This window comes from Pseudoduganella aquatica, assembly GCF_020865585.1.
Classification (GTDB): Bacteria; Pseudomonadota; Gammaproteobacteria; order Burkholderiales; family Burkholderiaceae_D; genus Rugamonas; species Rugamonas aquatica_A.
The window spans coordinates 4,768,037-4,792,487 of record NZ_CP086370.1; the positions used below are offsets into that span (position 1 = coordinate 4,768,037).

Here is a 24,451-nt window from a genome sequence, read left to right on the forward strand (position 1 = left end):
GCAGCCTTACTTTCGCGCGCGCCGCTTCAGCCAGCGCATGACGGCGCCCAGCAGCGGTATTTTCTCGTAGAGTTCCTCCGCCGCGTCCCAGTAGTCGCGGTGCATGGCCACGCGGCCTTGTTCGTCGAACACGATGTGCGAGGCGCCGCGTATGGTCTGCTCGCCTTCCGCGCTGCGCATGCGGAAATGGAATTCCCAGGTCAGGAAGGCTTGCCTGCCCTGCTCCATGCGCTCCTTCACCACGAAGCGCGGCTGCTCCACCTGCACGAACATGTGCCGGAAGATGGGGATGATGGCGGCGTGGCCGCGCACCTCGTTGAACGGGTCCTTGAAGAAGGCGTCCGGCGCATATACGCTGCGCACGTCGTTCACCGTTTCGAGCGCCAGGGTTTCGTAGAAGCGCACCAGGCGTTCCAGCGGCTGTTGTTCGTTCATAGTCCTGTCACCTTGCGCACCAGCCAGAAGTAAGCGCCGTAGGGCAGCAGCCGCAGCAGGCGCAGGCTGTTGCTGAATCGGCGCGGGAAGTGGATGTGGAAGTCGCCCCGCTCCAGGCCGCGCACCAGCGCCTGCGCGGCGGCTTCCGGCGTCATCAGCGCGGGCATGGCGAAGTCATTGCCGGCGGTGAGGCTGGTGGCCACAAAGCCGGGGTTGATCTGGTACACGCCGATGCCGCGCGGCGCCAGGTCGAGATACAGCGTTTCCGTGAGGTTGAGCAGCGCGGCCTTGGTGGGGCCGTACGCCAGCGCTTTCGGCAGCCCGCCGTAGCCCGCCACCGAGGCCACCACGCCTATGCCGCCTGCGCCCTGCTTCAGCAGTTCCGGCAGCACGGCGTCCAGGCAGTTGTAGACGCCGCGCAGGTTCAGGTCGAGCAGGCGGTTGGCCTGCTCCAGGTTGAAGCTGTCGGCCCGCATGGGATGGTAGCCGCCCGCCACCACCAGCACGAGGTCGATGCGCCAGCCGTGCGCCTGGATCGCGCTGCGCGCGCGGTGCACGCTGGCGGCATCGGTGATGTCCAGCGGGACCGGCATCGCGCGCGGCTGTCCGGCGCACAGCGCCCCCAGCAAGTCCGCGCGCCGCGCCGACAGCACCACTTGCGCGCCGCGCTCGAGCAGCAGCCGGGCAGTGGCCTCGCCTATGCCGCTGGACGCGCCTATGATCCACACGCAGCGCCCCTGCCAGTCGCTGATGGGCTTATTGAGCGCCATTGCCGTCCTTCTGCTTGCGGAAGGACAGCGTGACCGAGCCGAGGTCGATGCCGAACTTGCTCATGGCGGCGCGGTTCAGCATGACTTCCTCGTCTATCATGAACATCCAGTCTTCAAAGTCCACGTTGATGGTCTTGCCGTCCACCGGCAGCGCCAGCACGTAGTTCCAGCGCAGCGCGTTGCCCGCCACCACGCCGGTCGCTTCGCCTACCACGTCGGCTGCCGTGCCGGTGTAGCGGCCGGGCGCGGTCTGGCGCAGGGTCCACACGCGGCGCTGGCGGGTGCCGTCGGCGTACAGGAATTCTTCGTCCAGGGTGCCGATGCCGTCCCGCCAGGTGCAAGTCATGGTGACGGTGAAGCGCTTTTGCACGGTGCCGCCCCGGTCCTGGAACATGCCGTAGGCGAGCACGCGGCCGTTGAAGTAGCGCTGCACGTCCAGCACCGGCGTTTGCGCGGCGTAGTGGGACGGGTCGGCGCGGGTGGAGCAGCCGGACAGCAGACTTGCCATCATGGCGCTCATGGCGGCGCCGGCAAAGCAGGCGCGCAGCAGCTTGATCTTCATATTTCTCTCCCGTTCAGGCTTTTCAGGCTGCCCCTTGCGCCGCGCAACAGCAGCAGCCAGGCCAGCAGTTTCAATGCGCACGGCAGCAGCGCGTAGGCGGCGGCCAGGACGGCTGTTCCTTGCGGCGCGGCGCCTGTCTCTGCGGCGGCGCTGCCGGGCTCATAGCCGAGCAAGGCCAGCGCAGGCAGCGTGGCGCCGGCGGCGAACGCCAGCGCCAGCTGCGTGCACCAGTTCCACCAGGCGAAGTAAGGGGCGGCGGATGGCTGTGCGGCGGCATCGGCGCTGCGGCTTTGCGCGGCCAGTCCGGCCAGCAGTGCGGGCGGTAGCGCGAGGTCCGCCCCGCCTGCGATGCCAGTCAATACGCAGATGGCCGCGAAGGCCGCACCGTCGCCGGGGCCGAGGGCGTAGGCCCAGATGAACACCAGCGCGGACAGCAGCATGCTGGCCTGCCAGGCGGCCAGCGTGTCCCAGCGCCTGGCCAGCGCCGCCCACAGGGACATGGATGCGGCGGCCGCCAGCAGGTAAAGCACCAGCAGCGGGCCAGCCCAATTGTCCGGCAGGCCAAGGCGGTCCGCTGCGAAGAAGACGAACAGCGTGGCGGGAATGGCGCCCGCCAGCGCGCTGGCTGAGTAGACACCGAACAGGCAGCGGAAGCGCGGCTCGCTCCAGGGCGCCAGCAGTGCGTACCGTGCCGGGGCCTGGCCCAAGGCTGGGGGCTGGGCAGGCTGTCCGGCCGACGCGGTGGCCGGGGGCCGCACGGCCGCCCGAGGGGCGCGGCGCAGCAGCAGCCAGGCGGCGGGCAGCAGGCAGGCGCAGAACAGCAGCGCCAGCGCGCCGTAGCCGAGCACGCCGCTGCACGCGGCCGCCAGCACGGCGCCCAGCAGGCCGCAGCCTTCGCGGGCGGACATCAGCCGCACGCGGGCGGCGGCGTCGCAGGCGATGGCGCTGCCCCAGCTTTGGTGCGCGATGGTGGCAAGGCCGTAGCCGAGGTAGACCAGCAGCAGCGCGGCGGCGAACCATGCCATCAGCGCGGCGCCGTCCAGCGCGGGCGGGTTGAACAGCGCGCAGTAGCCCAGCAGCAGCGGCGCAAGCGACGCGGCGGCATGCCAGGGATAGCCGCGCTGGTTGCGCGCCATCCACCAGCCGAGCAGCGGATCGGCCAGCGCGGCCAGCACCCGCACGGCCAGCAGCACCGCCCCCACGCCGGCCAGCGCCAGCCCGCCGCTGCGCACGTACAGCGCCGGCGCGAACAGATACACCGGCAGCGCCACCATCGCCAGCGGCAGCGCGAACAGCGCGTAGCTCGCAAGTGCGGAGCGCGACTGGATGGAAGCGGATGGCGCCGAACCGGTAGAAGGCGAGCCGGGCGGTGTTGCGCCGCAAGGCGCGCTGCCGGATACGTCCCGGCCAGCGGCTGGCGTGTGCTGGATGTTCATGGCTGCGCCGCGGCCTGGCGCAGCAGCGCCTCGCGCAGCGCAGGCGCGGTGCTGCGCGGTGACAGCCAGATGGAGAAGAAGGCTTGCGCAAACTCTGCGTCCAGCACCGGGGGCTGCGCGCCGCCTTGTGCCCCGCCTAAGGGTGCGCCGTTCAGGTAGAAGCGCGCGCCCACGCCGGGCACGTAGCGCCCCGCAATGCGGTCGCCCTCGCGCACGTCCGGGAACAGGCCCCGCATGGTCTCCAGCCACACTTTGCGCTGCACGGCGCTGCCTGCGCCGACCTTCTCCATCTGCTCTGCGCTGGCCTCCGCGATGCGGCTGCCCTGCAAGGCGCGCCCGTAGCGCAGTTCCAGCACGAAAGGCGCGGCGGCCGGGGCGCTGTCGCGATAGCCCTGCGGCCCCACCCACAGCCGCGCTTCATAAATCCGCAAGCCATACCAGCGGTAGACGCCTTCGCCCGCCAGCCGCACCGGCTGCATGGGCTGCAATGCCTCCGCTGGCAGCAGTGGCTGAGGTGCGGCCGCATCGCCCTCCGCCTGGGCCGACACGGCGCAGCAGGCCAGCAGGCACAGGGCCAGCCGCGCCGCAGCGCCCCGCACCCAGGCTGCGTTGCGGACGCCCATGTCAGTCCTTGACCAGCGTGAATTGCACCACGTCGGTATTGCCCGCGTTGAAAGCGCCTTCGCAATAGGCCAGGTAGAACTCCCAGGTGCGCATGAAGTTCAGGTCGAAGCCCAGCGGCACGATATTGTCCTGCTCGCGCAGGAAGGCCACGCGCCATTGCCGCAGCGTTTCCGCGTAGTCCGGCCCGAAATGCAGCGCATCCTCCACGCGCAGCCCGTGCATGGCCGCGTGGCGGCGGAACTCGGCTTGCGACGGCAGCATCCCGCCGGGGAAGATGTATTGCTGGATGAAGTCGGTGCCACGGCTGTAGCGCTCAAACAGTTCGTCCGCGATGGTGATGGTCTGCACGCAGGCCCGCCCCCCGCGTTTCAGGTTGCGCGCCACGCAGGCGAAATAGCTCGCCCAGTACTCCTGCCCCACCGCCTCGAACATTTCGATGGAGGCGACGGCGTCGTACTCGCCATCGCTGTCGCGGTAGTCGCACAGTCGCAGGTCCGCCTGCGCGGCCAGCCCGGCGGCGGCCAGCCGCGCCTGCGCGTAAGCCAGCTGCTCGCGCGACAGCGTCAGTCCCGTCACATGCAGGCCGCCGCGCGCCGCCATCTCGGCCAGTCCGCCCCAGCCGCAGCCGATTTCCAGCACGCGCTCGCCCGGCTTCACCTGCAGCTGCGCCAGGATGCGCCGGTACTTGGCTTGCTGCGCCTGCTCCAGCGTCATGCCCGGATAGGCAAAAAGCGCGCTCGAATACGTCATCGACGGGTCCAGCCAGCGCTGGTAGAACGCGTTGCCCAGGTCGTAGTGGGCGTGGATGTTCTTCTTGCTGCCGCTGCGCGAATTGCGGTTCAGCAGATGGCGCAGGCGGTACAGCAGCACGCCCCACCAGCTGCCGTACACCAGCGACTCCAGCTCCTCGCGGTTGCGCGCCAGCAGCTCCACCAGGCCGGGGAGATTGTCGGTGCTCCAGTCGCCTGCGATAAAACTTTCCGCAAAGCCGATGTCGCCGGAACGCAGCACCGCGCGGCACGCGTTCCAGTTGGCCAGCCTGAAAGTGATGGGCGCGCCCTCGCCGTACAGCGTGGCGGCGCCGTCCGGCGTTTGCAGCAGCACGGCGCCGTGGCGGATGCGGGACAGCGCGGCCAGCAGCAGGCGGGCGGACGCAGGCCGCGTCGAAGCAGGCGCGCCGGGTGCCCGCACGGCGCAGCAGGCTGCGGCGGTGTGGGCACCAGACGATTCGGAGATGGGCAGTTGCATGGTCATTTCGATAGTTCCTCGATCGGTGGTGCGGGCTTGCTGAAAAAAGGCGCGCGCTTGCACCAAAGCCGCAGTGCCTGCCAGTGGATTTTGGCCATCACGCCCAGCGTGAGCAGCGGATGGGTGGCGCAGGCGCGCAGCACGGCCGCGTCGCAGAGCGCCTGCGCGGTGCCGCTGATGCTGGTGGACAGCGCCAGCTCGCCGCCGTCCAGGTAGTCGATGCAGGCCAGGTGGCGCTCGCCCTCCCCGGCGCGCCGCACGCGCACAAAGCGGAAGCGGTAGCTGCCGCGCAGCGGCAAAAAGGGCGACACGTGAAAGGCCTTGTCCGCCCGCAGTTCGGCGCCGTTGGAAATCGCCGCTCCGGTCTGCAGCAGATACAGGTGGCGCTCGCCGAAGGTATTGCGCACGTCGCACAGGACGGCGCGCAGGCTGCCGTCGGCGCTGTGGCAGAACCAGAACGACACGGGATTGAACAGATAGCCCAGCACGCGCGGCATGGTCTGCAGCCAGATCTCGCCATCCGCGCCGCTCACGCCGCCGCGCTCCAGCGTGTCGGCTATCCACGCGCGCAAAGGCCGCACACCGTCGCCGTGGTCGGCGTCATGGAAGGCCAGCAGGTTGAAGCGGTTGCGCGAGAACCAGCGCAGCGGCGGCGCGGCGCAGTCAAGCTGAAGGTCTGGTATACGATGCACAGGCACCCGGATATAGAACACGCCGTAGCTGAAGGCGTTGCGCACCGGCCGCAGGCGCTTGTGGCGCACCTGGCCCAGACATAGCTGGATGGCGCCGCCGTTATCCTTATGCGGCATGGCTCAGTACCGCCTTCTGCGCCAGCGCGGCGGCCACCCGCATGCCGGACTTCAGGCCGTCCTCGTGGAAGCCGTAGCCGGTCCAGGCGCCGGCGAACCACACATGGCCTTCGCCCTGCAGCTGCGGCAGGCGCGCTTGCGCCGCCACGGCGCGCGCGTCGAACACCGGATGCGCGTAGTCGAAACTGGCCAGCACCCGCTCGGGCGACGGTTCGTTGATGGGGTTGAGCGAGACGATCACCGGCGTGGTGAAGGGCAGCGGCTGCAGCATATTGAGCAGGTAGTGCACGCACACGCGCGGCGCGCCGTGTTCGTCCACTCCGCCCTGATAGTTCCAGGCCGACCAGGCCTTGCGCCGCTGCGGCAGGCAGCGGCTGTCCGTGTGCAGCACGGCGCGGTTGGGCTGGTAGCGGATCGCGCCCAGCACGCCCTGCTCGTCCACGCTGGGGCGGTCGAGCAGCGCCAGCGCCTGGTCGCTATGGCAGGCCAGCACCACTTCGTCGTACTGCTGGATATCGCTCGCGGTGTGCACCGTCATCGACAACGCGCCGCCGCCCGGCGAGCGCCGCACCAGGCGCACCGGCGTGGACAGGCGCCGCTGCGGTATGCTGTCCAGCATGCGCCGCACGTACTCGCGCGAGCCGCCCGTCACCGTGCGCCATTGCGGGCGGCCGCTCACCTGCAGCAGGCCGTGGTTGTGGCAGAACCGCACAAAGCTCGCCAGCGGGAAGTCCAGCATCTGCGCGGTCGGGCAGGACCAGATGCAGGCCGCCATCGGCAGCAGATACCAGTCGCGGAAGGCGGCGCCGTAGCCGTGCAGGTCGAGGTAGTGGCCCAGCGCCATGGCGGCGTTGCCGGGGATGCCGCCTTCGGGCGACAGCGCCAGCGCGGTGGCGGCCTTGTTGAAGCGCAGGATGTCGCGCAGCATGCCGAGGAAGGCGGGCCGCAGCAGATTGCGGCGCTGCGCGAATACGGTGTCGAGGTTGGCGCCGGCCCATTCCAGCAGGCCGCCATCAAGCGGCAGCTTGACGGAGAAGGACATGTCGGTGCCGGCCGTCTCCACGCCCAGCTTGGCAAACAGACTCGTCAGATGGGGATAGGTGGCGTGGTTGAAAACCAGGAAGCCGGTGTCGACGCCATGCGTGACGCCGTTCAGCGTGACGTCCACTGTGTTGCTGTGCCCGCCGAACCAGTCGCCGCCCTCGTACAGCGTGACGTCCCGGCCCATCCGCGCCAGCTGGTGTGCGCAGGCCAGTCCGGCAATGCCGGCGCCTATTACTGCTATTTTCATGACCCAGCCCTTGTGTCGTAGGAATGAACTGCATACTCCCAGCAACACTACGGACAATTACGGGTCAAGTCCAGCCCGCACTACGGAACTGGCCTAATATTCCAGTTCAATTACGGGTCATTCCGGGGCTTGCATGCGCTTCAGGCGCTGGCCGTGGATGGCCCACACGCAGTCCGCGCCGTCCACCGTGCCGAACAGCGCCCAGCCGGTGCCGATCTTGCGCACGTCGATGGGCGTTTCCAGTTCCTTAGCCAGCTTCTCGGCCCACGTGCGCGCCGCGCCCTGGCCCTTGAACAGTTCCTTGCCTTCGAAAATGACGGTGGCGTCGAATACCGGTGCGGCGAATATCGTGTTCATGGCGGTCTCTCTTATTGGAATGGGCGCATTTTACACTTCCGCGCCGGCCCGCAGCAGCAGCGCGCTGCAGCGTTCGGACAGGTGGACCAGCTCCAGACGCTTGCCGGCCTTGGCGTAGCGCTCGCGCAAGGCGTCCAGCGCGGCGATGGCCGAGTGGTCGGCCAGGCGCAGGTGGCGGCAGTCCAGCACCACGCGCGCCGGGTCGTCCGCCGGGGCGAACAATTCCTGGAAGCGCGCCGTGGACGCGAAGAACAGCGTGCCGCGCGGACGGTAGCTGCGCACGCCCGGTTCGCCGTCGTCGATATCGGCGCCGATGTCGCGCGCATGTTGCCAGGCGAAGCTGAGCGCGGCAATCACGATGCCGCACAGCACAGCCGTGGCCAGGTCGGTGGCCACCGTGATGGCGGTGACGGCCACGATCACCAGCGCGTCGTGGCGCGGCACCTTGCCCAGCACGCGCAGCGAGCCCCACGCGAAAGTCTGCTGCGCCACCACGAACATCACGCCCACCAGCGCCGCCAGCGGTATGCGCTCTATCCACGGCGACAGGAACAGGATGAACAGCAGCATCATGGCTCCCGCCACCACGCCCGACAGGCGCATGCGCCCGCCCGAGCCGAGGTTGATCATGGTCTGGCCTATCATGGCGCAGCCGCCCATGCCGCCGAACAGGCCGGACACCACATTGGCCCCGCCCAGCGCCACGCACTCTCGGTTGGCCTGGCCTTCGGTGCCGGTGATGTCGCCGGTGAGGTTGAAGGTCAGCAGCGTTTCCAGCAGGCCGACCAGCGACATCAGCACCGCATAAGGCAGGATGATGCGCAGCGTTTCCAGCGTGAACGGCACGGCGGGCAGGTGCAGGGCCGGCAGGCCGCCGGCGATATGGGCCATGTCGCCCAGGGTGCGGGTGGGCAGGTCCATCAGCGCGGCCAGCAGGCCCACGGCGGCGATCGCCACCAGCGCCGGCGGCGCCGCGCGGGTGAGCTTGGGCAGCAGCCAGACCAGGGCCATGGTCAGCGCCACCAGGCCCGCCATCAGCAGCATCGGCGCGCCCTGCAGCCAGTGGCCGCCGGTCTTGAAATGCTCCAGCTGCGCGCCGGCTATGATAATGGCCAGGCCGTTGACGAAGCCCAGCATGACCGGATGCGGCACCATGCGTATCAGCGTGCCCAGGCGCAGCAGGCCGAACAGCGCCATCAGCAGGCCGCCCAGCACCACCGTGGCCAGCAGGTACTGCGCGCCGTGCTGCGCCACCAGCGCCACGATCACCACCGCCATCGAGCCGGCCGCGCCCGAGATCATGCCGGGCCGCCCGCCGAACAGCGCGGTGATGGTGCAGATAAAGAAGGCGCCATACAGCCCCATCAGCGGATTGAGCTGCGCCACCAGGGCGAAGGCGATGCACTCGGGCACCAGGGCGAAGGAGGTGGTCAAACCGGCGAGGACGTCGGTGCGGATGCGGCTGGGGAGCTGGTTCATGCGGATCTGGCGGGCGGCGGAAATAAAACAGCCCACGCGAAGGTGGGCTGATACGGTGCCGCGAGTATAACAGAAGGTATCGCTAGGCGCGCGCCACGCCCTGCTGGCGGCGGCGCAGCAGCATGGCGCCAAAACCTATCACCAGCAGCGCAGCGCTGCCGGGCAGCGGCACCACGCGGGTAAAGCCCTCGATCACGTCGTTCTGGCAGGTTTCGCCCCAGTGCATGGCGAAGGCCTGCAAGTTGATCAGGCTGGTGCCCGTCATGTCCAGCGTAAAGGTCAGTTTCTGGTCCGGGGTGACGGTCCAGCTGCCGGTGACGCCGTTCACCACTTTGGCGGTGGTGGAGTTCGTGGTCTTCACCTGCACGGCCTGGCCGTCGCGGAAGGTGCACGGCTGCGAACAATTCATCACATCCTCGGAATTGAGGATGTTCTCGGCGTTGGTGGTGCCGCCCAGCGTGTACAGCTTGAAGGTGCCGCCGGTGTTGCTCCAGCGGTTGTCCAGGCTGAAGCCCCACTCCCACTTGGTGCCGGTGCTGGCGTTGTCCGCCTGGTAGTTGGTTACGCCCGCCACGACTTTCGGCTTCCAGGCCGACGCCAGGAACAAGTCGCCATAGGCGATGCCGGCCTGGCCTACCGGACCCGGGTCGGCCCAGGGGTCGGCGCCGGCATGGCCGGCGAAGGCGGTGGAGATGGTAATCTTCAGCACGCTGCCGACCCGCGTAATGGTGGCGCCGCTGATGTCGTACATGGCCGCGCCGATCACATCGCCGTCGCCATGTGCGTTCGACCCCCAGTAATCGTTGATGCCGTTGTCCGTGATGGTGCCGGCCTGGACAGCTGGCACAGCCAGCATCGCCAGCAGGGCGCACATCGAAGTGAACAATCTATTCATGATATTTCTCTTAGAAACGTGTAATTCCTATAAGCACTATTCGTGCCATGCTGGCGCAAGCCTTTTAAATCAGGTGCTTAGTACCCCCGCAACGCCTGACACGACCTAAAGTGTAAAGAATACCGACAGTCCATCGGGTTGCCGCAACGGCCATATTGCTGGAGAATGGCAAACATGCCAACATGCGGCGCCGTGTTAATTTTACCTTTGCGGGAATATATGTTACACCGAACCAACAAATTGGCGCTAATTACCGTGTTACTGACCGGCCTTGCGGCCTGCCAGCAACACACCACCGCCGAACTGATGGCGCGCGCCAAGGCCTACCACCAGAAAGGCGACCTGGAAGCGGCCCGCATCGAGCTGAAAAACGCGGTCGAGGGCGATCCGGTGGACGCCGTCGCGCGCGTCACGCTGGCCCAGCTTTACATTGAAACCGGCGAAGCGCTGTCGGCGGAAAAAGAAATCCGCCGCGCCATCAGCCTCGGCTACAGCCCCGCCGACACCATGCCCATCCTGGGCCGCTCCCTGGTGCTGCAGGGCCAGTTCAAGAAGGCGCTGGACGAGACCGAACAAGCCGACGACGGCCTCAACGCCGCCCTGCTGTGCGTGCGCGCCGACGCCCACCTGGCCCAGGACCACCGCGCCGAGGCCAAGCAGCTGTTCGAAGCGGCGCTCGCGCGCCAGCCCGGCTACTCCGCCGCCCTGATCGGCCTGGGCCGGGTGGCCTTCCTGGAGCAGGGTCCGGAACCCGCGCGCGCCTATGCCGACCAGGCATTGGCTGCGGCCCCGAACAGCACCGAGGCGCTGATGTTCATGGGCGACCTGCTGCGCGCCCAGCACCAGTACGAGCCGGCGCTGGCCATGTATGACAAGGCGCTGAAGGTCTTCCCCCAGCACCGCACTGCCCACGTGGAAAAAGCCTACCTGCAAATCGCCATCGGCAAGTTCGCCGAAGCCCAGGCCGACTTGACCGCCGCCGCCGAGACCACGCCCAACAGCCTGCTGGTGACTTATACCCAGGCCCTGCTGGACTTCTCGCAAGGCAAGCACTCGGCCGCCAAGGAAGGCCTGGAAACGGTGCTGAACTCGGCGCCCGAGCACATGCCCAGCGTGCTGCTGGCCGGCGCGGCCGACTTCAGCCTGAACCTGCTGCCCTCGGCCGAAAAGCATTTGCGCGTCTACCTGAAGGCGCACCCGGAAAATGTGTATGCGCGCAAGATGCTGGCAAGCACCCTGCTGCGCACCGGCCAGTCGCCGGACGCGCTCAATGTGCTGGCGCCCATCATCAAGGACAGCCAGCAGGACGTTCAACTGCTGGCCCTGGCCGGCGAGTCCTATATGCAGATCCGCGATTTCAGCAAGGCCAAGGAGTATTACGCCAAGGCCAGCGAGCTCGATCCCAAGGCCGCCAATCTGCGCACCCAGCTGGGCTTGAGCAAACTGGGCAAGGGCGAGCGCGACCAGGCCCTGAACGACCTGCAGCACGCCACCCGGCTGGACGCCAAGTCGCAGTACGCCGGCATGTCGCTGGTGCGCACCGAGCTCGGCCTGCACCGCTACGAGCAGGCCTATGCCGCCGTGCAGGCGCTGGAGCAGGCCAATCCGGCCGTGGCCGCCGTGCAGGAACTGAAAGGCCTGGTCTATCTGGGCAAGCAGGACGCGGCGCGCGCCCGCGCCTGCTTTGAAAAGGCCTTGCAGCTGGACCCTGCCTACTACCCCGCCGTGGCCAACCTGGCGCAGCTGGACGTGGCCGAAAAGCAGCCGGACGCCGCGCGCCGGCATCTGAAGGACTTCCTGGCCAAGAACAAGAACAGCCTGGAAACCATGACCGCGCTGGCCGCGCTGGCCGCCAGCACCGGCAACAAGGAAGAAACCACCTACTGGCTGGAACAGGGCAGCGCGGCCTACCCGGACGCCGTGGCGCCCTCGGTGCGCCTGCTGTCGCACTACCTGCAGACCGGCGACACGCAGAAGGCCATTTCGCTGGCGCGCAAGGTCCAGGTGGGCAACCCGAGCGACCCGGACCTGCTGGACCTGCTGGGCAAGAGCCAGATCGCCAGCGGCGAGCTGGTGGGGGCGCTGGAGACCTACAAGAAGCTGGCCGCGGCGCTGCCGCGTTCGGCTTCCGTCCACATGCAGGTGGCGGCGCTGCACGTGCTGCTCAAGAACACGGCGGCGGCCGAGGACCAGCTGAAAACCGCGCTGGCCATGCAGCCGGACTTCCCGGCCGCGCAGGTGGCGCAGGCCGAGCTGTACGTGCGCAACGGGCAGCATGAGCTGGCCGTGCTGATGGCGCGCCAGCTGCAGCGCCAGTATCCGAAGGCGGCGGCCGGCTTCCAGCTGGAGGGCGACGTGCTGGTCAGCCAGAACCGCTACGCGCAGGCCCTGCCCGCCTACGAGCAGGCCTGGGCCAACGCCAAAAGCAGCGAGCTGCTGGTCAAGACCGTGCACGGCATGCGCATGGCCGGACGCAAGCCGGACGGCGAAGCGCGCCTGGCGCAATGGCTGCAGCAGCATCCCAAGGACGTGCGCGTGCTGCTGTTCCGCGCCGAAACGCTGATGGCGGACAAGCAGTACCCGCAGGCGGCGCATCAGCTGGAAAGCGTGCTCAAGCTGGAGCCGAAGAACATCCAGGCGCTCAACAACCAGGCCTGGACCTACCAGCAGCTCAAGGACGAGCGCGCGCTGCCCACCGCCGAGCAGGCCTTCCAGCTGGCCGGCAACAAGCCGGCGGTGATGGACACGCTGGGCTGGATACTGGTGGACCAGCATCCGGACGACGCCGGCCGCGGCCTGGCCATCCTGCAGAAAGCCAGCGCGCTGGCGCCGCAGGCGCGCGACATCCGCTACCACGTGGCGGTGGCGCTGTACAAGACCGGCAACAAGGACGGCGCGCGCAAGGAGCTGCAGCACCTGATGGCTGGCGATATGCAATTCGCCCAGGCCGACGAGGTGCGCGCCATGCTCAAGCGCATGGACTAGCGCATGGACTAAGCCGCCTTCGTGCGCTTGCGCACCGACGCGCCGGCCGCCGCCGGGCGATGATGTTGTCCTACAGGGAGAACACCATGAAAACCGGAACCATACAGCACGCCACTTTCCGCAACTTCATGATCGAAGCAACCGCCGTGAAGATGGGAACGCTGTGGCGGCCGCAATGCCGCATCTCTCGCGGCAACCGAAAGACATCCTGGAGCACGCCGCGCGCGGACGCCTTTGCCGACAGCGCCCTGGCGGTCGACGCCGCCATCCGCTACGCCAAGCAGGAAATCCAGCGCGGCTGGGGCTCCTGCTTCGCCTGAGGCCGCCGGACTGCCCGGCCCCTACTGCGGCGGCAGGCGCTGCGCCCGCATCTCCGCCTTGTTGCGGTACATCTCGGCGTCGCCGTCGGCCAGCATGCGGGCGATGGTGTCGTGCCGCTGCGGATCGAAATCGACCTGGCCCACGCTGAAGCAGATGTCGTAGCCGCGCTGCTCCTCGGCGTTGTGCAGTTCCAGCGCCACGCGCAGCCGCTCGATGGCGGCCCGGGTGTCGCTCCGGTTCACGTCCAGCAGCAGGGTGACGAACTCGTCCCCGCCCAGGCGGCCGATCAGGTCGCTGTTCCGGAACACGTGGCGCAGCACATCGGCAAACGCCACCAGCGCGTGGTCGCCTTCGGCATGGCCGCGCGTGTCGTTGATTTGCTTGAACTGGTTCAGGTCGAAGAACAGCAGCGAGGCCGCCTTCTTCATGCGCAGGCACACATTGATGGCCTGCTGCGCCAGCATTTCAAAGCCGCGCCGGTTGGACAGCTTGGTCAGGTCGTCCATGGTGGCCATCTGCACCGCCGCCATCTCCTGTTGCACCATCGTGGCCAGATCATGCAGTAGAGCAATATCCTCCTCGCCCATGGTGCGCGGCACGTGGTCGATCAGGCACAGCGTGCCGAGCTTGGCGCCGTTGGGCGCGAACAACGGACAGCCGGCGTAGAAGCGCACATGGGGTTCGCCCTGCACCAGCGGGCTGTCGTGGAAGCGCGCGTCCAGGCGCGCGTCCGGCACCATCAGGATGTCGTCGCCGAGGATGGCGTGGCCGCAAAACGACACTTCGCGCGGCACCGGCGCGCCCAGCTGGCCGGAACAGGACAGCGTGTACACCGCGTCCGACGCCACCAGCGTCACCTTGGCCACCGGCACCTGGAACAATCGCTTGGCCAGCCGGGTCAGGCGGTCGAAGCGCTCCTCGGGGCAGGCGTCGAGCAAGGGCAGCGCGTTGAGCGTGGCGACGCGCGTCGCTTCATTCACAGGCATGGCAGGCGCTAGCATGATCCCTCCTCTTTTCCCCATCCTAGCGAAAATGCCATCCGGCCACAACAATTTCTAAGCTAACGCGCCGGTTTCTTCTTCTCCTCGGCCGGCAGGTTCTCGTCGATGTCGCTGGAGGCCGACCTCACGCGCTTGTAGGTCAGCGGACCGGCGTTTTCCGGCAGCGCCGGGCCGGTGTAGCGCAGCGCCAGCTCGGCCACGGCGCTGGACGTGTCGCTGCCGAAGCCGGACAGGGCCGTGAAGCGCAGGTGGCGCGCCGTCACCGCCTGGCCGAAATCGATGGCCTGCTGCTCGAAGGTGGACACCAGCGTGCCGCGCTTGAGTTCCCGCCAGTTTTCGCCGTCGTCGCTGGCGTGGACGACGTACTCGCGCACGTCGCCCTCATGGTCGCGGTGGTTCTGGCGCGGCAGCAGCACCAGGCCGGTGAAGGATACCGGCTGCGGGAAGGCCAGCGCCAGCTCGCGCGGCGCGCCGTTCTTGCCGTCCGCCGTCCAGAAGGTGTTCGGATCGCCGTCGATGGCATTGGCCGCGTCGCGCCCGCCCGCCGCCTTGGCGTCCAGCTTCTTCATCACCTGGGTGTCGAACAGCACCGAGCGCAGCTGCGCCGCCGTCAGCACGGCCTGCGGCTTGAAGCCGCCGCCGGCCATATAGTCCAGCAGCGATTTGCGCAGCTGGCGCGCCACCACGCGGCGGTCCAGGTCGCGCTCCAGGTCGGTGCTGGCCACCATCAGCCTGCCCTGGCCCACCTGCGCCTCGAACAGCAGGCCCAGCTTGAAGTTGCGGTTCCAGTCGTCCACCGGCTGCACGATGGGCTGCAGGGCGGACGGCAGGCGGTCCAGGTTCAGCGCGCGGGTGCCGGCCACCAGCTCGTTCCACTGCCAGTCGTTGAAGGACTCGGTGGGGAACTGCGCCAGTGCCGGATGGCGGTGGTCCACCCACACGCCCAGCATGCGGCCCCAGGCGGGGCTCATCAGGCGGTTCCAGAACACCGGCACCGCGTCCAGCGGGGGCGAATTCCAGTCCAGGTCCGCCGCCAGCGGTAGGTAGAGCACCTTGCCCCCCGCCGCCAGGCCGGCTTCGGCCGCCGGCCAGCTGTGCGTCACCAGCACGCCGCCCTGCGCAGTCTCGGCAGCCGGGGCTGCGGCCGGATAAACCCAGATATTCCAGTCGTTTTCCACCTCCATGCCGCGCAGCCCCACCACCAGCTTGTAGGCCTGGGGCGCCGGCAGCGCGGACAGCGCCGCCGTCACCGTGCCAAGCTTGATATTCTTGCCGATGGCGATGGCCTGCGCCGGGAAGTCGCCGCCGGCGGCCACCTTGCCGGCCGGGTCCACCAGCTTCCAGTACGGCCGGGCATTGGCCAGCGCCTTCTCGCCGAAGTGGGCGATCTCCACGTCCGCCGTCAGCGTTTCATTGCTGGTGTAGACCCGCTTCATCACGCGCGCCAGCGGCACGGTCTGGCCGTTGAAGCGGCGGAATTCCTTGGCGGTGACGTAGCCCTTGGGTTCCCAGAAGGTGTCCAGCAGGCCCACCAGCGCAGTGCCCTGGCCCAGGTAGTCGTGCAGGTCCAGCAGCTGGTAGCCCATCATGCCGGGCGTGCGCAGATTGGCCTCGATGTCCTCTTTATAGCTGTTCAGCTGGAATTTGCCGGAGGCGTAGGCGAAGTCCTTGTTGCGGTGGGCCATGCCGTGCTTCGCCAGCGAGTCGCGGAAGATCTCGTAGTTGCCCGGCTGGAGGTAGCCCTTGAATTTGCCGATCACGCTGAAGTCCGGGTAAGCCACCCACTGCCCCGTTTCGTGCGACACCACCGGCACATGGATCTCGGCCAGCGAATCGCCGTAGTCCTTGCCGAACCAGCCCTTGTTGCCGCGCAGCGGCTTGGGGCCGATGCGCTGCATGGCCAGGAAGTCCGTGCCCTCGCCCAGGCCCGGCACTTCCTTCTCGGTGTGGCCGGTGCCGTTGGAATACAGGCGGCGCGGATCGGCCACGCGGTAGTGCGCTATCCACTGGTCGAACGCTTCCTTCCAGCGCCCCTTGGGCTCATTGCCAGGGCTGAGCAGCACAAAGGACGGATGGTTGCCGTAGGCGCGGATGATCCTCTCGGTTTCCTCGTACAGCATCTTGTCCATGGCGGTGCCGGGCGAGACCTCGTTCCACATGCCCGGTTCCGGCTGCAGATACACGCCCAGTTCATCGGCCGCCTGGAAGGCCGCTTCGGGCGGGCAGAAGGAATGGAAACGGATATGGTTGATGCCCCAGTCCTTATTGATCTGGAAGATCTTGCGCCAGTAGGCCACGTCGGTGGGCGGATAGCCGGTGAGCGGGAAGTCGCCGCCGTGGTGTGTGCCGCGCAGCAGCAGGGTGCGGCCGTTGAGCACGAAGTCCTTGCCGCGCGCGGCGATCTGCGCGAAGCCGAAGCGCACTTCGCGCGCGTCGTCCGCCTGCGCGCCTTTCAGCCGCAGCTTGATCTTGTGCAGCGCGGGGTGGAACTCGTCCCAGGTCTGCGCGCCGGCCGGGAACTGCACCTTGATCTCGGCGCTGCCGCCGCCCTCGCCCCAGCTGACCTGGTGCGCCACGCCGTTCGCCGTCAGCACGCCGCTGCCGGCGCGCCCGGCCGCATTGCCGATGCGGACCTTCAGCAGCACCGACTTGTCCTGCACATTGGGGTAGGCCTGCGCGTCGTCCAGCCACACGGGCGACGTAGCGCGCAGCTCCACCTTGCCGATAATGCCGTTCCAGCTCATGCCCAGCGAGTCGGACACGCTGTGCGCATCCGGCCGGTAGGCCATCAGCATGCGGTTGTCCACGCGGATGGACACGCGGTGCTTGCCCGGCGCCAGCAGGCCCAGGTCGTATTCGTGTTCAGCCACCAGGCTGAGGTTGGAGCCTACCTTTTTATCGTCCACCCAGGCGGTGGAGCCCCAGCGCGGCCGCTCCAGGAACAGCGACACGCGCTTGCCGCGCCAGGACGCGGGCACGTCCACGTCGCGCTGATACCAGGCCGCGCCCAGGTAGTGGCGCGGCGGCTGGGACAGGAAAGGCACTTTCACCTTGCCCGGCTCGGTGTGCTGCTTGTAGTCCTCGCGCTGGTCCCAGTTCTTGTCGTACAGGGACAGCACCCACGGCGTCTTGGCCGTGATCTCGTCGCCCTGCCCCTGCGCCTGCAAGATGCCGGGGATGGCGATCTTGCCGGCCAGGTCGTGCCCGTACCAGCCCTGGGCCATGCCCTCGTCGGCGCGGTCCATGGCGAAGCGCCACTGGCCGGACAAGTCGCGCACTTCGGCGGCATGGAGGTTGGCGGCGGCCAGCCAGCACGCCGCGATCAGGATGGAGGGGGAAGTTCGGGCCACGGGATACCTTGCAGACGGACGATGGGATGGAGCCGATTATGTATCAATCCCCCGCCGCCGTTTGCGCATCCGCGTGAGTATTTGTCCGATCAAATCCGATCAGTTGCTGGGTGCGGTCGGGCGCAGCCGCAAGCTTGACAGCATCTTGTCCCATAATGCGATGGCTTCGACGTCGGACAGGCTGGATTGAACTGGTCCGCCGGGGCGCCCGTGGCCGGTGCTCATTTCCAGTGATATCTTAGGCGTAAAGACGCTGTCCTTCTTGCTGTATGCTTCCCATTCAAAATCGTGACCGGTAACGCCGCTGCGCTCCCGGACACGGTCCATGAGCTCCTGACCGCCAAAACCATTCACCGTGCGCTCACCCAGGCGAAAGTTGTGAATCGCTGAACTATAGTCCTGCCTGAAGTTGCCGTCCGCGTCACGCTGCAACAATGTCCGGTCGATTTTCAGTCCAGCCGTAGTACTAAGCGCGATAGCAAGGTCGGGATGGCCCGGCAAGCCGGCGAACATCACCGTGGATTCACTCTGGCTCGCCATGAGCGGGTCGGCAATCAAGCTATTTTCAAAACAGAAACCGGGCTCGGTTGGTATCTTGTTTCCATCACGTGTACGAAGTTGTTTAAAAATCTGGACCAGTCCTGGAACATTCTTGGTGTCCCTATAGTCGGCGCGAAACTGGAAGCTCACCCCTTGTGTTCTCGCGAACCCCAGTATTGCTGCCGAAGTCGTTTCGACCCGCTCCCCGAACTCGTAATGGTGTGCCCACTTTCGATTGAAAACCAGCACTTTGCCGCTGACACCAGCCGTCTCAATTTCTGTGACAGATTCCAGGCTTTCCCAGCCCTTCATGTTTTTCTGCCCTCGCAGCTCTTTTTCCTTTTCCAGTAACTGAGTTTTGAACGCACTTTCGGTTTCATCGTAGTCAACCGATATGCGCCAGCCAGCCAAGCGAGTTCTACCGAATGAGATGATGGCCTGCTTGGGTACGTCAATAAGAAAGCGCCCGACACAGACAGTCTTGGTTGGCATCTCGGCTATTCGTGCCTTCATATGATTCTCCTGAATGATCCTGACTAGCCAAACACCGCCTAAAAGGCTCAGCACAATCCAGACCAGCTTGAGCCGGCTTCCCAAAGAGCGTCCTGGCTGCGTGCTCATATCTTTTGCACTAGCTTCGCGATCAAGTGCTGGGTCAAGTAGAGGATGTCCGTATTGTTGTAGCTGCCTTGATGGTCATAACCCTGTGTCTGAAACAGGCGCAGGACTTTGCCGGAGGGACCGGCGCCTGAAAGCCGTGGCACGGTGCCATCACCGGCTGCGTACTGCTCGTTAAGAGAGAAATTCAAAGTGGCGCCGCCAGCCAGAGCGACATTCCGAGCTCCGCTCGCCACATGGCTTAGGTATTTCCCTTTCGCTAGCAGCTCACGGCTAAGCGTGCCTTGCAAAGTACTGGCAAGCCAGCGACAACCGCTTACTGATTGCTGCTGAACGTCATCGCCGTAAAATGCGAAGGTATTGGGGTGGTAATAAGAACCCAGCACTTCAGTGTGAAAGCGTTCAGCCTGCAGTACCGCTTCGTCAATTCTTGCATTCACCTCACCCGAACAGTTGTTCGCAGGATCCGCCAAGTCCGGATTGATGACCCGATACCAAGACGACATATCGCGATACATCTCATACGGATTGCCTTTCGGTAGTTCCAAATAGTCGTCAGGCTTTGCGCTATCACCAGACTTCACGGCAGCAAACAGCCAACGCTCGGGATAAAGGTGGTTGGGCAGCAGTTCCAACGCACCGGCAGACATTGCCATGACAGCAGTAGTGTCCTCGGGTCGACGGCCTGCGATGTCGGCAAACTTCTCAGCAGCGGCATTTTCCAGCTTCCCTTTGCCGGGATGCGACGTTTCAGTGCCGCAGGCTATGCGCCGATAGCAGACTGGGGCGCCCAGTGCCGGCATAGCCCCGTGGATAACACCGACGATCTTGCTGGGGATCGCTTTGGCGCATGCACGGGCAACCAAACCGCCCATCGAATGCGTCACCAGGATGACCGATGTGCATTTGCGCTTTGCGTTTGCCCACGATGCAATAATGTCTTCGATGCGCTGACGAAGAGAGTTGGCGGATTGCTCATTGGATTGCAGCCAGTTGTAGCCAAAGGCATATACCGGATAGTGATATTCAGCGAACTTTTGCAGTTCGCATGCCGAAATTTCATTCAACTCTGCGCTATTCACATCTTCGCCGTTTTCCGGAGTGGATACGTTTAATCGTCGCCAATGCCCGTCGTGCGACACGTGGCCCCACAAATCCCGAAATGTGGCGTTTAGCTTTTCTTGAAGCGTACACAGTACGGTCCCATAGCTGCTGCAGTGGACTTCTCCCCAGCCACGTCTTCTTGCCTCCTCTTGGCTAAGCACTGGAGCACCAGTGCGGGAATTAATCCCCACGTTAATCATGCCACTACCGTCAACGTCCAACGTCGACGCATCGAGTACAGACTGCCGCGTTGCCGGGTCGCGTCTCTGCCATTTTCTCGCTTCGTTAAATCCTTCATCCACCCCGTTAGGTGGGCGCCATGCGGCCTCCCCCGGATCAAGCACTTTGTTCAGAGGCTTTTTAGGATCCCGCGTCGCGCACAAATTACTCCCCATAATTCCTGGAACGAAAATCACCGGAATCACTTTGGTAGGCGGCACTACGATACTGGCGCGCGTGTTGCAAGTCTTGGGCGATAAGGTAGTGGTGGCGCGGATGGTCCCATCGCTTTCATGACGGACGTTGGTCAAAGGACGTGTTGGTTCGGGAACGGCAGCCATGTGTCTAGTCTCCTTGTTCATCTTCGGGATGGATAATGACTTCGATATCGCCAAGGTCGTCACTGTTCACCAGCTCGGTTCTACCCAGCTCGTCGGTAACGCCATCGATACTGCTTCCGTCCGCCAGTGTTAGGGTGTAGCGGCGGCCCACTACAGGCTTGCCGGTTTGAGAATGATGAAGAACTATGCGTTCGTCTGTTTCCAGCCTCGTGCTCGGAAATTTCAATTCATCGACACTGCCATCACCGCCATTGGTGTACTCGAATTTTGCAGATTTGACGGTGTGGGTACCGCTGCATTGTTCTGTAATAGAGCCGCCGCCGAAATCTGCTTGGGCTCCCTTGGTCGCGATCTTGACTTCCGGCCCCACGATTTCCACGCCCTCGCCCGCCGTGATCTTGATTCGGCCAGTTGCGGTCAGATTGATATCGCCTTGGTGTGCCTGGACGAGGACATTGCCGCTGGCTGCAATGAGCTTGACGCCAAGTTTGTGAGCAAACAAGCTCAGGCCTTGCGCCGCACGCGCGAAGATGCTTTTGCCTGATGCGATTTGCGCTTCACCTTGACACAACAGATCCAGCTTTGTCTGAGCACCAAGGGCGATGCTTTCGCTGCTAATCAGTGCCATGCCATCCGGCGCACTTGCGGCGATAACGGAATGATTCCCGGAGACGGGGGACCATCCCTTCAGCTTGTCATTTAACTTCGCCAGCTCGCCGCCGTCTGCATCGTCTAGCGAATGCGTTTGTGCCAACGAGGCCAATTGTGCGGATATGCTGTTGAGAATATCCAGCATACCGAGCATCTCTGACCGGTCCAGCTGTTCATCCTTATCGCTCGCTGCGGCACTCAACAACAGGCCGTTCTTGCCACGCACTGCAATTGCCTGGTTACTACGCAGTTCGCCTCCCTCGCCTCGACATTCGCCATAACCGCCAATCTTCGGCTGCGTGAGGTAGCCAAGATTCAGTTCCGTGCGGCCATGATCGCTGGCCAGCTGCGCGCTGATCTGGCCAGTCGTGTCATCCAGCCGCAGCTGGTTGGCGCGGCCGCCTTTGATTTCGCGGCTTTTGATGCCGGACAGGTGCTTGTTGCCGGGTAGGCCATCCATCGTGCTCAGCGCGGGTGGCAGGCCTTCCTGGTTGTAAAGCTGCCCCACGATCACCGGCTTGTCCGGATCGCCGCCGAGGAAGGCCACCAGCACCTCGCTGCCGATGCGCGGCAGGCCCAGGGTGCCGCACTGGCTTTGGTGGCCGGGGCCGGGCCCGGCCCAGTTGGAGGCCACGCGCACCCAGGCCGAGTCGTATTCGTCGTTGCTGGTGCCGGCCAGGCCGCGGTCGCCGTGGTCCTGCGCGCGGGTGCCGGGGAAGCGGATTTTTACGCGGCCCATTTCGTCGCAATGCACTTCCTCGCCTTCCGGGCCGACTACGATGGCGCTTTGCATCTGCGGCTGCGGCAGGTCGGTGCCCGGGTCGTAGGCGGGCACGATGGGGACGCCGCGCCGCACGGCGGTGAACTGGATGTGCATGCGCGAGCTGCCTTCGGCCACGTGCCCGGCCAGCTCCTGGTGCAGCTGCGCATCGTGCGCGCAGTCCGCATCCTTGCGCATCCAGCGGTTGCGGGCGAACAGGCGTTCCACGCGTGCGGCCAGCGCCTTTGGCAGGTTGTTCTGCGCGGTCACCTGCAGCGCCGTGACGGTGAAGTCGCGCTCCTCTGCGGCGTGGCTGCTGATCTCCGGGTGGCCTTCGAGCGTGAAGTATTCGCCCACGCACAGGTCGCGCACGCTGCCTTCGGCGTGGAAGCACTTGGTTTCGTAGTCGTGGCGCTGCATGCGCAGCTGGCCAAGTTTGAACAGGTCTTCATGGTCGTCGCCGGCGTGCGGGGGCAGTACCTGGTAGTCGTCCATGCTGGCGCCCATCCAGCGGCCGCTGCTGCCTTGGTCGGCCTCTCCCAGCGCGGCCACGCTCATGAAGTGCACGCCGAGCGGGTTGCGGTAGTCCCAGCTGTGGGTAGCGGTGCTGCCGGGCTGCAGCGTGCGCACCGCGCTCCAGGAGGTGATGCTGTCTCGCTCCTCGGTGGCGCTGTCGCGGTGGTAGCGCAAAGTGCCGGCGGCGTTTTCGCGCACGCTGTCGGGGCGGTTGAGCAGCACCATGGTGTGGAACAGGGTGCGCTCGCCGTGGTCGGCGCGGAAGTACCAGGAGATGCCGCGCCGCTTGAGCAGGCGGCGGATGAAGGCGCCGTCGGACTCGTTGTGCTGCATGGTGAATTCGCGCTTGGGGTAGCTGATGGTGTGGAAGAAGTCGGCCAGTTCGTGCTTGAAGCAGATGCCGACGATGCGGTTCCCCAGCCGCCATTCGTCCAGGATCAGCTGGACGATTTCCACTTCGTCCTTGTTGCGGAACACGCGGGTGTTGGTGCGCTTGTCCATGATGGAGAGCGCGTCGCGCAGCACCAGCTGGTAGCTGGCCAGGCCGCCGTCGCTATCGCCGGCCGCAATCTCGGTGATGATGCCGCAGATGCTGCGCAGGCCGCCCCGATCAGTGACGAAGTGCAGCGCGGCGGGCAGGCCGATGAATTCCTTTAGCTGGAGCTGGGCGCGCGCGGAGACGCACAGGATGCGGTATTCGAGTCCGCCGCAGATGCTTTCGGCGCCGTACACGCGCTGCGGCAGCAGCATGTCGTCGGAGAGCTGGGTGGAGCAGTCCAGGCGCAGGCGCAGGGGGCGGTTGGTGGTGATGAGGTCCTTGGGCTGGACCAGGAAGTCGAGCAGATCGCTTTCCACTGGGGCTCCTCGGGGCTAGGGGTTCGGCGATGATGGCACTGCTCACCCCGAACTACCTTGATCCCACGCAAATTCCTTGTGCGCAGAGCTTACCTGAACGAATAATCGAAATTATTTTCGAAAAGCTGTCACAAGCGCGCGGCCGCCCACGTCTTATGAGTATGAAGGCAGCACACCGGGTGCTGCCAATACTGAAAGAGAGACCATCATGAGCGCACGTATCCCATTCTTCACCCTGGCCCCTGCCCCACTGAAAGCCATGATCGCCCTGTCCGGCGCGGTCAAGCAAAGCTCGCTGGGCCCGCGCCTGGTGGAACTGGTCAATCTGCGCGTGTCGCAGATCAACGGCTGCGGCATGTGCATCGACATGCACTGGCGCGACCTGGTCAAGCAAGGCGCGGACTACCGCCACCTGAACGCCATCGCCGGCTGGCGCGAAGCCCCGCTGTCCTTCTTCAGCGCCCGCGAACGCGCCGCGCTGGGCTGGGCCGAAGCCGTGAACGCCCTGCCGCACAAGGACGACACCGACAAGGCCTACGCCGAGCTGCGCGAGCATTTCAACGACACCGAAGTGGCCGAACTGGCTTACGCCATCTCCGTCATCAAGGGTTGGAACATGATTAACCTGAGCCTGCGCAACCAGATCCCGGAAGTGCCGGCGCCGGGCATGTAAGCAGCCATCGCGGCGGCGCGGATGCGGCCAAGGCGCTATCATGGCGCTTTGACCACAGAAGGCATCCATGTTCAAACTATCGGCCGCCGCCGCACTCTTCCTGGCCTGCACGGGCGCACTGGCTGCGCCTGTGCAACCCATCGCCGCGCTGGACGTGCCGCGCTATATGGGCACCTGGTACGAAATCGCAAAATACCCCAACTACTTCCAGCGCAAATGCGTGGGCAACACCACCGCGAACTACGCGCTGCAGCCCGACAAAACGGTGCAGGTGACCAACCGCTGCGACACCGGCCCGGGAGAAGCCATCTCCGCCACCGCCGAAGGCCGCCAGGTTGGCGGCGCCACTTCGCCCAAGCTGGAAGTGCGCTTCGCGCCGGCCTGGCTGTCCTTCCTGCCCATGGTGTGGGCCGACTACTGGGTGATCGATCTGGACGAGCAGTACCAGCTGGCCGCCGTCAGCGAGCCCAAACGCGAGTACTTGTGGATTTTGTCGCGCACGCCAACGGTGGAGCCGCAAGCCTATGCGGCGCTGCTGGCGCGGCTGGAGAAACAGGGATACAGCCTGCAGAAGCTGGTGAACACGCCGCAGGCTGCCAAGCAGTAGGAAT

General features: G+C 65.7%; 20 protein-coding genes. 4 read left to right on the plus strand and 16 right to left on the minus strand.

Annotation, left to right across the window (positions count from 1 at the left end; genetic code table 11):
• Nucleotides 1-6: 6 nt before the first annotated feature.
• From KT882_RS21245 to KT882_RS21295, 11 genes are all read right to left on the minus strand, one after another.
• Entirely contained in the window at nucleotides 7-435 is a 429-nt protein-coding gene (locus tag KT882_RS21245) for a nuclear transport factor 2 family protein (protein WP_228893240.1), read from the minus strand.
• A complete protein-coding gene (locus KT882_RS21250; RefSeq protein ID WP_228893241.1) occupies nucleotides 432-1,205 on the minus strand; it encodes an SDR family NAD(P)-dependent oxidoreductase in 774 nt (257 codons plus the stop codon). The genes KT882_RS21245 and KT882_RS21250 overlap by 4 nt, the downstream gene beginning before the upstream one ends.
• Complete coding sequence (locus tag KT882_RS21255) at nucleotides 1,192-1,767, minus strand: DUF3833 domain-containing protein (protein WP_161070576.1); 576 nt, start codon at nucleotides 1,765-1,767, stop codon at nucleotides 1,192-1,194. Before KT882_RS21255 ends, KT882_RS21250 begins: the two co-directional genes overlap by 14 nt.
• On the minus strand, nucleotides 1,764-3,203 hold the full coding sequence (locus KT882_RS21260) for an MFS transporter (protein ID WP_161070575.1): 1,440 nt from the start codon (nucleotides 3,201-3,203) through the stop codon (nucleotides 1,764-1,766). The genes KT882_RS21255 and KT882_RS21260 overlap by 4 nt, the downstream gene beginning before the upstream one ends.
• On the minus strand, nucleotides 3,200-3,826 hold the full coding sequence (locus KT882_RS21265) for a chalcone isomerase family protein (RefSeq protein WP_228893242.1): 627 nt from the start codon (nucleotides 3,824-3,826) through the stop codon (nucleotides 3,200-3,202). Before KT882_RS21265 ends, KT882_RS21260 begins: the two co-directional genes overlap by 4 nt.
• A 1-nt stretch (nucleotide 3,827) precedes the next feature.
• The gene (locus KT882_RS21270; RefSeq protein ID WP_228893243.1) at nucleotides 3,828-5,081 is read right to left on the minus strand and encodes a class I SAM-dependent methyltransferase; all 1,254 of its coding nucleotides are present in this window, start codon (nucleotides 5,079-5,081) and stop codon (nucleotides 3,828-3,830) included.
• Nucleotides 5,078-5,884 (minus strand): DUF1365 domain-containing protein, encoded by an 807-nt coding sequence (locus KT882_RS21275; protein WP_228893244.1) that lies wholly within the window; start codon nucleotides 5,882-5,884, stop codon nucleotides 5,078-5,080. The genes KT882_RS21270 and KT882_RS21275 overlap by 4 nt, the downstream gene beginning before the upstream one ends.
• Entirely contained in the window at nucleotides 5,874-7,175 is a 1,302-nt protein-coding gene (locus tag KT882_RS21280; RefSeq protein ID WP_228893245.1) for an NAD(P)/FAD-dependent oxidoreductase, read from the minus strand. Before KT882_RS21280 ends, KT882_RS21275 begins: the two co-directional genes overlap by 11 nt.
• A gap of 117 nt (nucleotides 7,176-7,292) precedes the next feature.
• Nucleotides 7,293-7,532, minus strand: a complete 240-nt coding sequence (locus KT882_RS21285) for a hypothetical protein (RefSeq protein WP_228893246.1) — start codon at nucleotides 7,530-7,532, stop codon at nucleotides 7,293-7,295.
• Between the two features lie 30 nt (nucleotides 7,533-7,562).
• Nucleotides 7,563-9,011 carry a SulP family inorganic anion transporter gene (locus tag KT882_RS21290; RefSeq protein WP_228893247.1) on the minus strand — a complete coding sequence of 483 codons (1,449 nt, stop codon included), beginning with the start codon at nucleotides 9,009-9,011 and terminating at the stop codon, nucleotides 7,563-7,565.
• Nucleotides 9,012-9,093: 82 nt separating this feature from the next.
• Nucleotides 9,094-9,906 carry a hypothetical protein gene (locus KT882_RS21295; protein WP_161070570.1) on the minus strand — a complete coding sequence of 271 codons (813 nt, stop codon included), beginning with the start codon at nucleotides 9,904-9,906 and terminating at the stop codon, nucleotides 9,094-9,096.
• 255 nt (nucleotides 9,907-10,161) lie between these two features.
• Between KT882_RS21295 and prsT the strand changes: the two genes are divergently transcribed.
• Nucleotides 10,162-12,891: an XrtA/PEP-CTERM system TPR-repeat protein PrsT gene (gene prsT, locus KT882_RS21300; RefSeq protein ID WP_228893248.1), complete on the plus strand. Its 2,730-nt coding sequence runs from the start codon at nucleotides 10,162-10,164 to the stop codon at nucleotides 12,889-12,891.
• Between the two features lie 86 nt (nucleotides 12,892-12,977).
• A complete protein-coding gene (locus KT882_RS21305) occupies nucleotides 12,978-13,211 on the plus strand; it encodes an HlyU family transcriptional regulator (RefSeq protein WP_161070568.1) in 234 nt (77 codons plus the stop codon).
• A 21-nt stretch (nucleotides 13,212-13,232) separates the two neighbouring features.
• Here the strand turns inward: KT882_RS21305 and KT882_RS21310 are convergent, their stop codons facing one another.
• From KT882_RS21310 to KT882_RS21330, 5 genes are all read right to left on the minus strand, one after another.
• The gene (locus KT882_RS21310; RefSeq protein ID WP_161070567.1) at nucleotides 13,233-14,213 is read right to left on the minus strand and encodes a sensor domain-containing diguanylate cyclase; all 981 of its coding nucleotides are present in this window, start codon (nucleotides 14,211-14,213) and stop codon (nucleotides 13,233-13,235) included.
• 59 nt (nucleotides 14,214-14,272) lie between these two features.
• A complete protein-coding gene (locus tag KT882_RS21315; protein ID WP_228893249.1) occupies nucleotides 14,273-17,563 on the minus strand; it encodes a discoidin domain-containing protein in 3,291 nt (1,096 codons plus the stop codon).
• A 99-nt stretch (nucleotides 17,564-17,662) separates the two neighbouring features.
• Nucleotides 17,663-18,724, minus strand: coding sequence for a T6SS immunity protein Tli4 family protein (locus KT882_RS21320; protein WP_161070565.1), 1,062 nt, complete (start codon nucleotides 18,722-18,724; stop codon nucleotides 17,663-17,665).
• Nucleotides 18,721-20,385: an esterase/lipase family protein gene (locus KT882_RS21325; protein WP_228893250.1), complete on the minus strand. Its 1,665-nt coding sequence runs from the start codon at nucleotides 20,383-20,385 to the stop codon at nucleotides 18,721-18,723. Before KT882_RS21325 ends, KT882_RS21320 begins: the two co-directional genes overlap by 4 nt.
• A gap of 4 nt (nucleotides 20,386-20,389) precedes the next feature.
• Nucleotides 20,390-23,167 (minus strand): type VI secretion system Vgr family protein, encoded by a 2,778-nt coding sequence (locus KT882_RS21330; protein ID WP_228893251.1) that lies wholly within the window; start codon nucleotides 23,165-23,167, stop codon nucleotides 20,390-20,392.
• Nucleotides 23,168-23,375: 208 nt separating this feature from the next.
• Here KT882_RS21330 and KT882_RS21335 point away from each other — a divergent pair, with 208 nt between their 5' ends.
• Nucleotides 23,376-23,840 (plus strand): carboxymuconolactone decarboxylase family protein, encoded by a 465-nt coding sequence (locus KT882_RS21335; protein WP_267478621.1) that lies wholly within the window; start codon nucleotides 23,376-23,378, stop codon nucleotides 23,838-23,840.
• A gap of 67 nt (nucleotides 23,841-23,907) precedes the next feature.
• Nucleotides 23,908-24,447, plus strand: coding sequence for a lipocalin family protein (locus KT882_RS21340; protein WP_228893252.1), 540 nt, complete (start codon nucleotides 23,908-23,910; stop codon nucleotides 24,445-24,447).
• Nucleotides 24,448-24,451 lie beyond the last annotated feature (4 nt).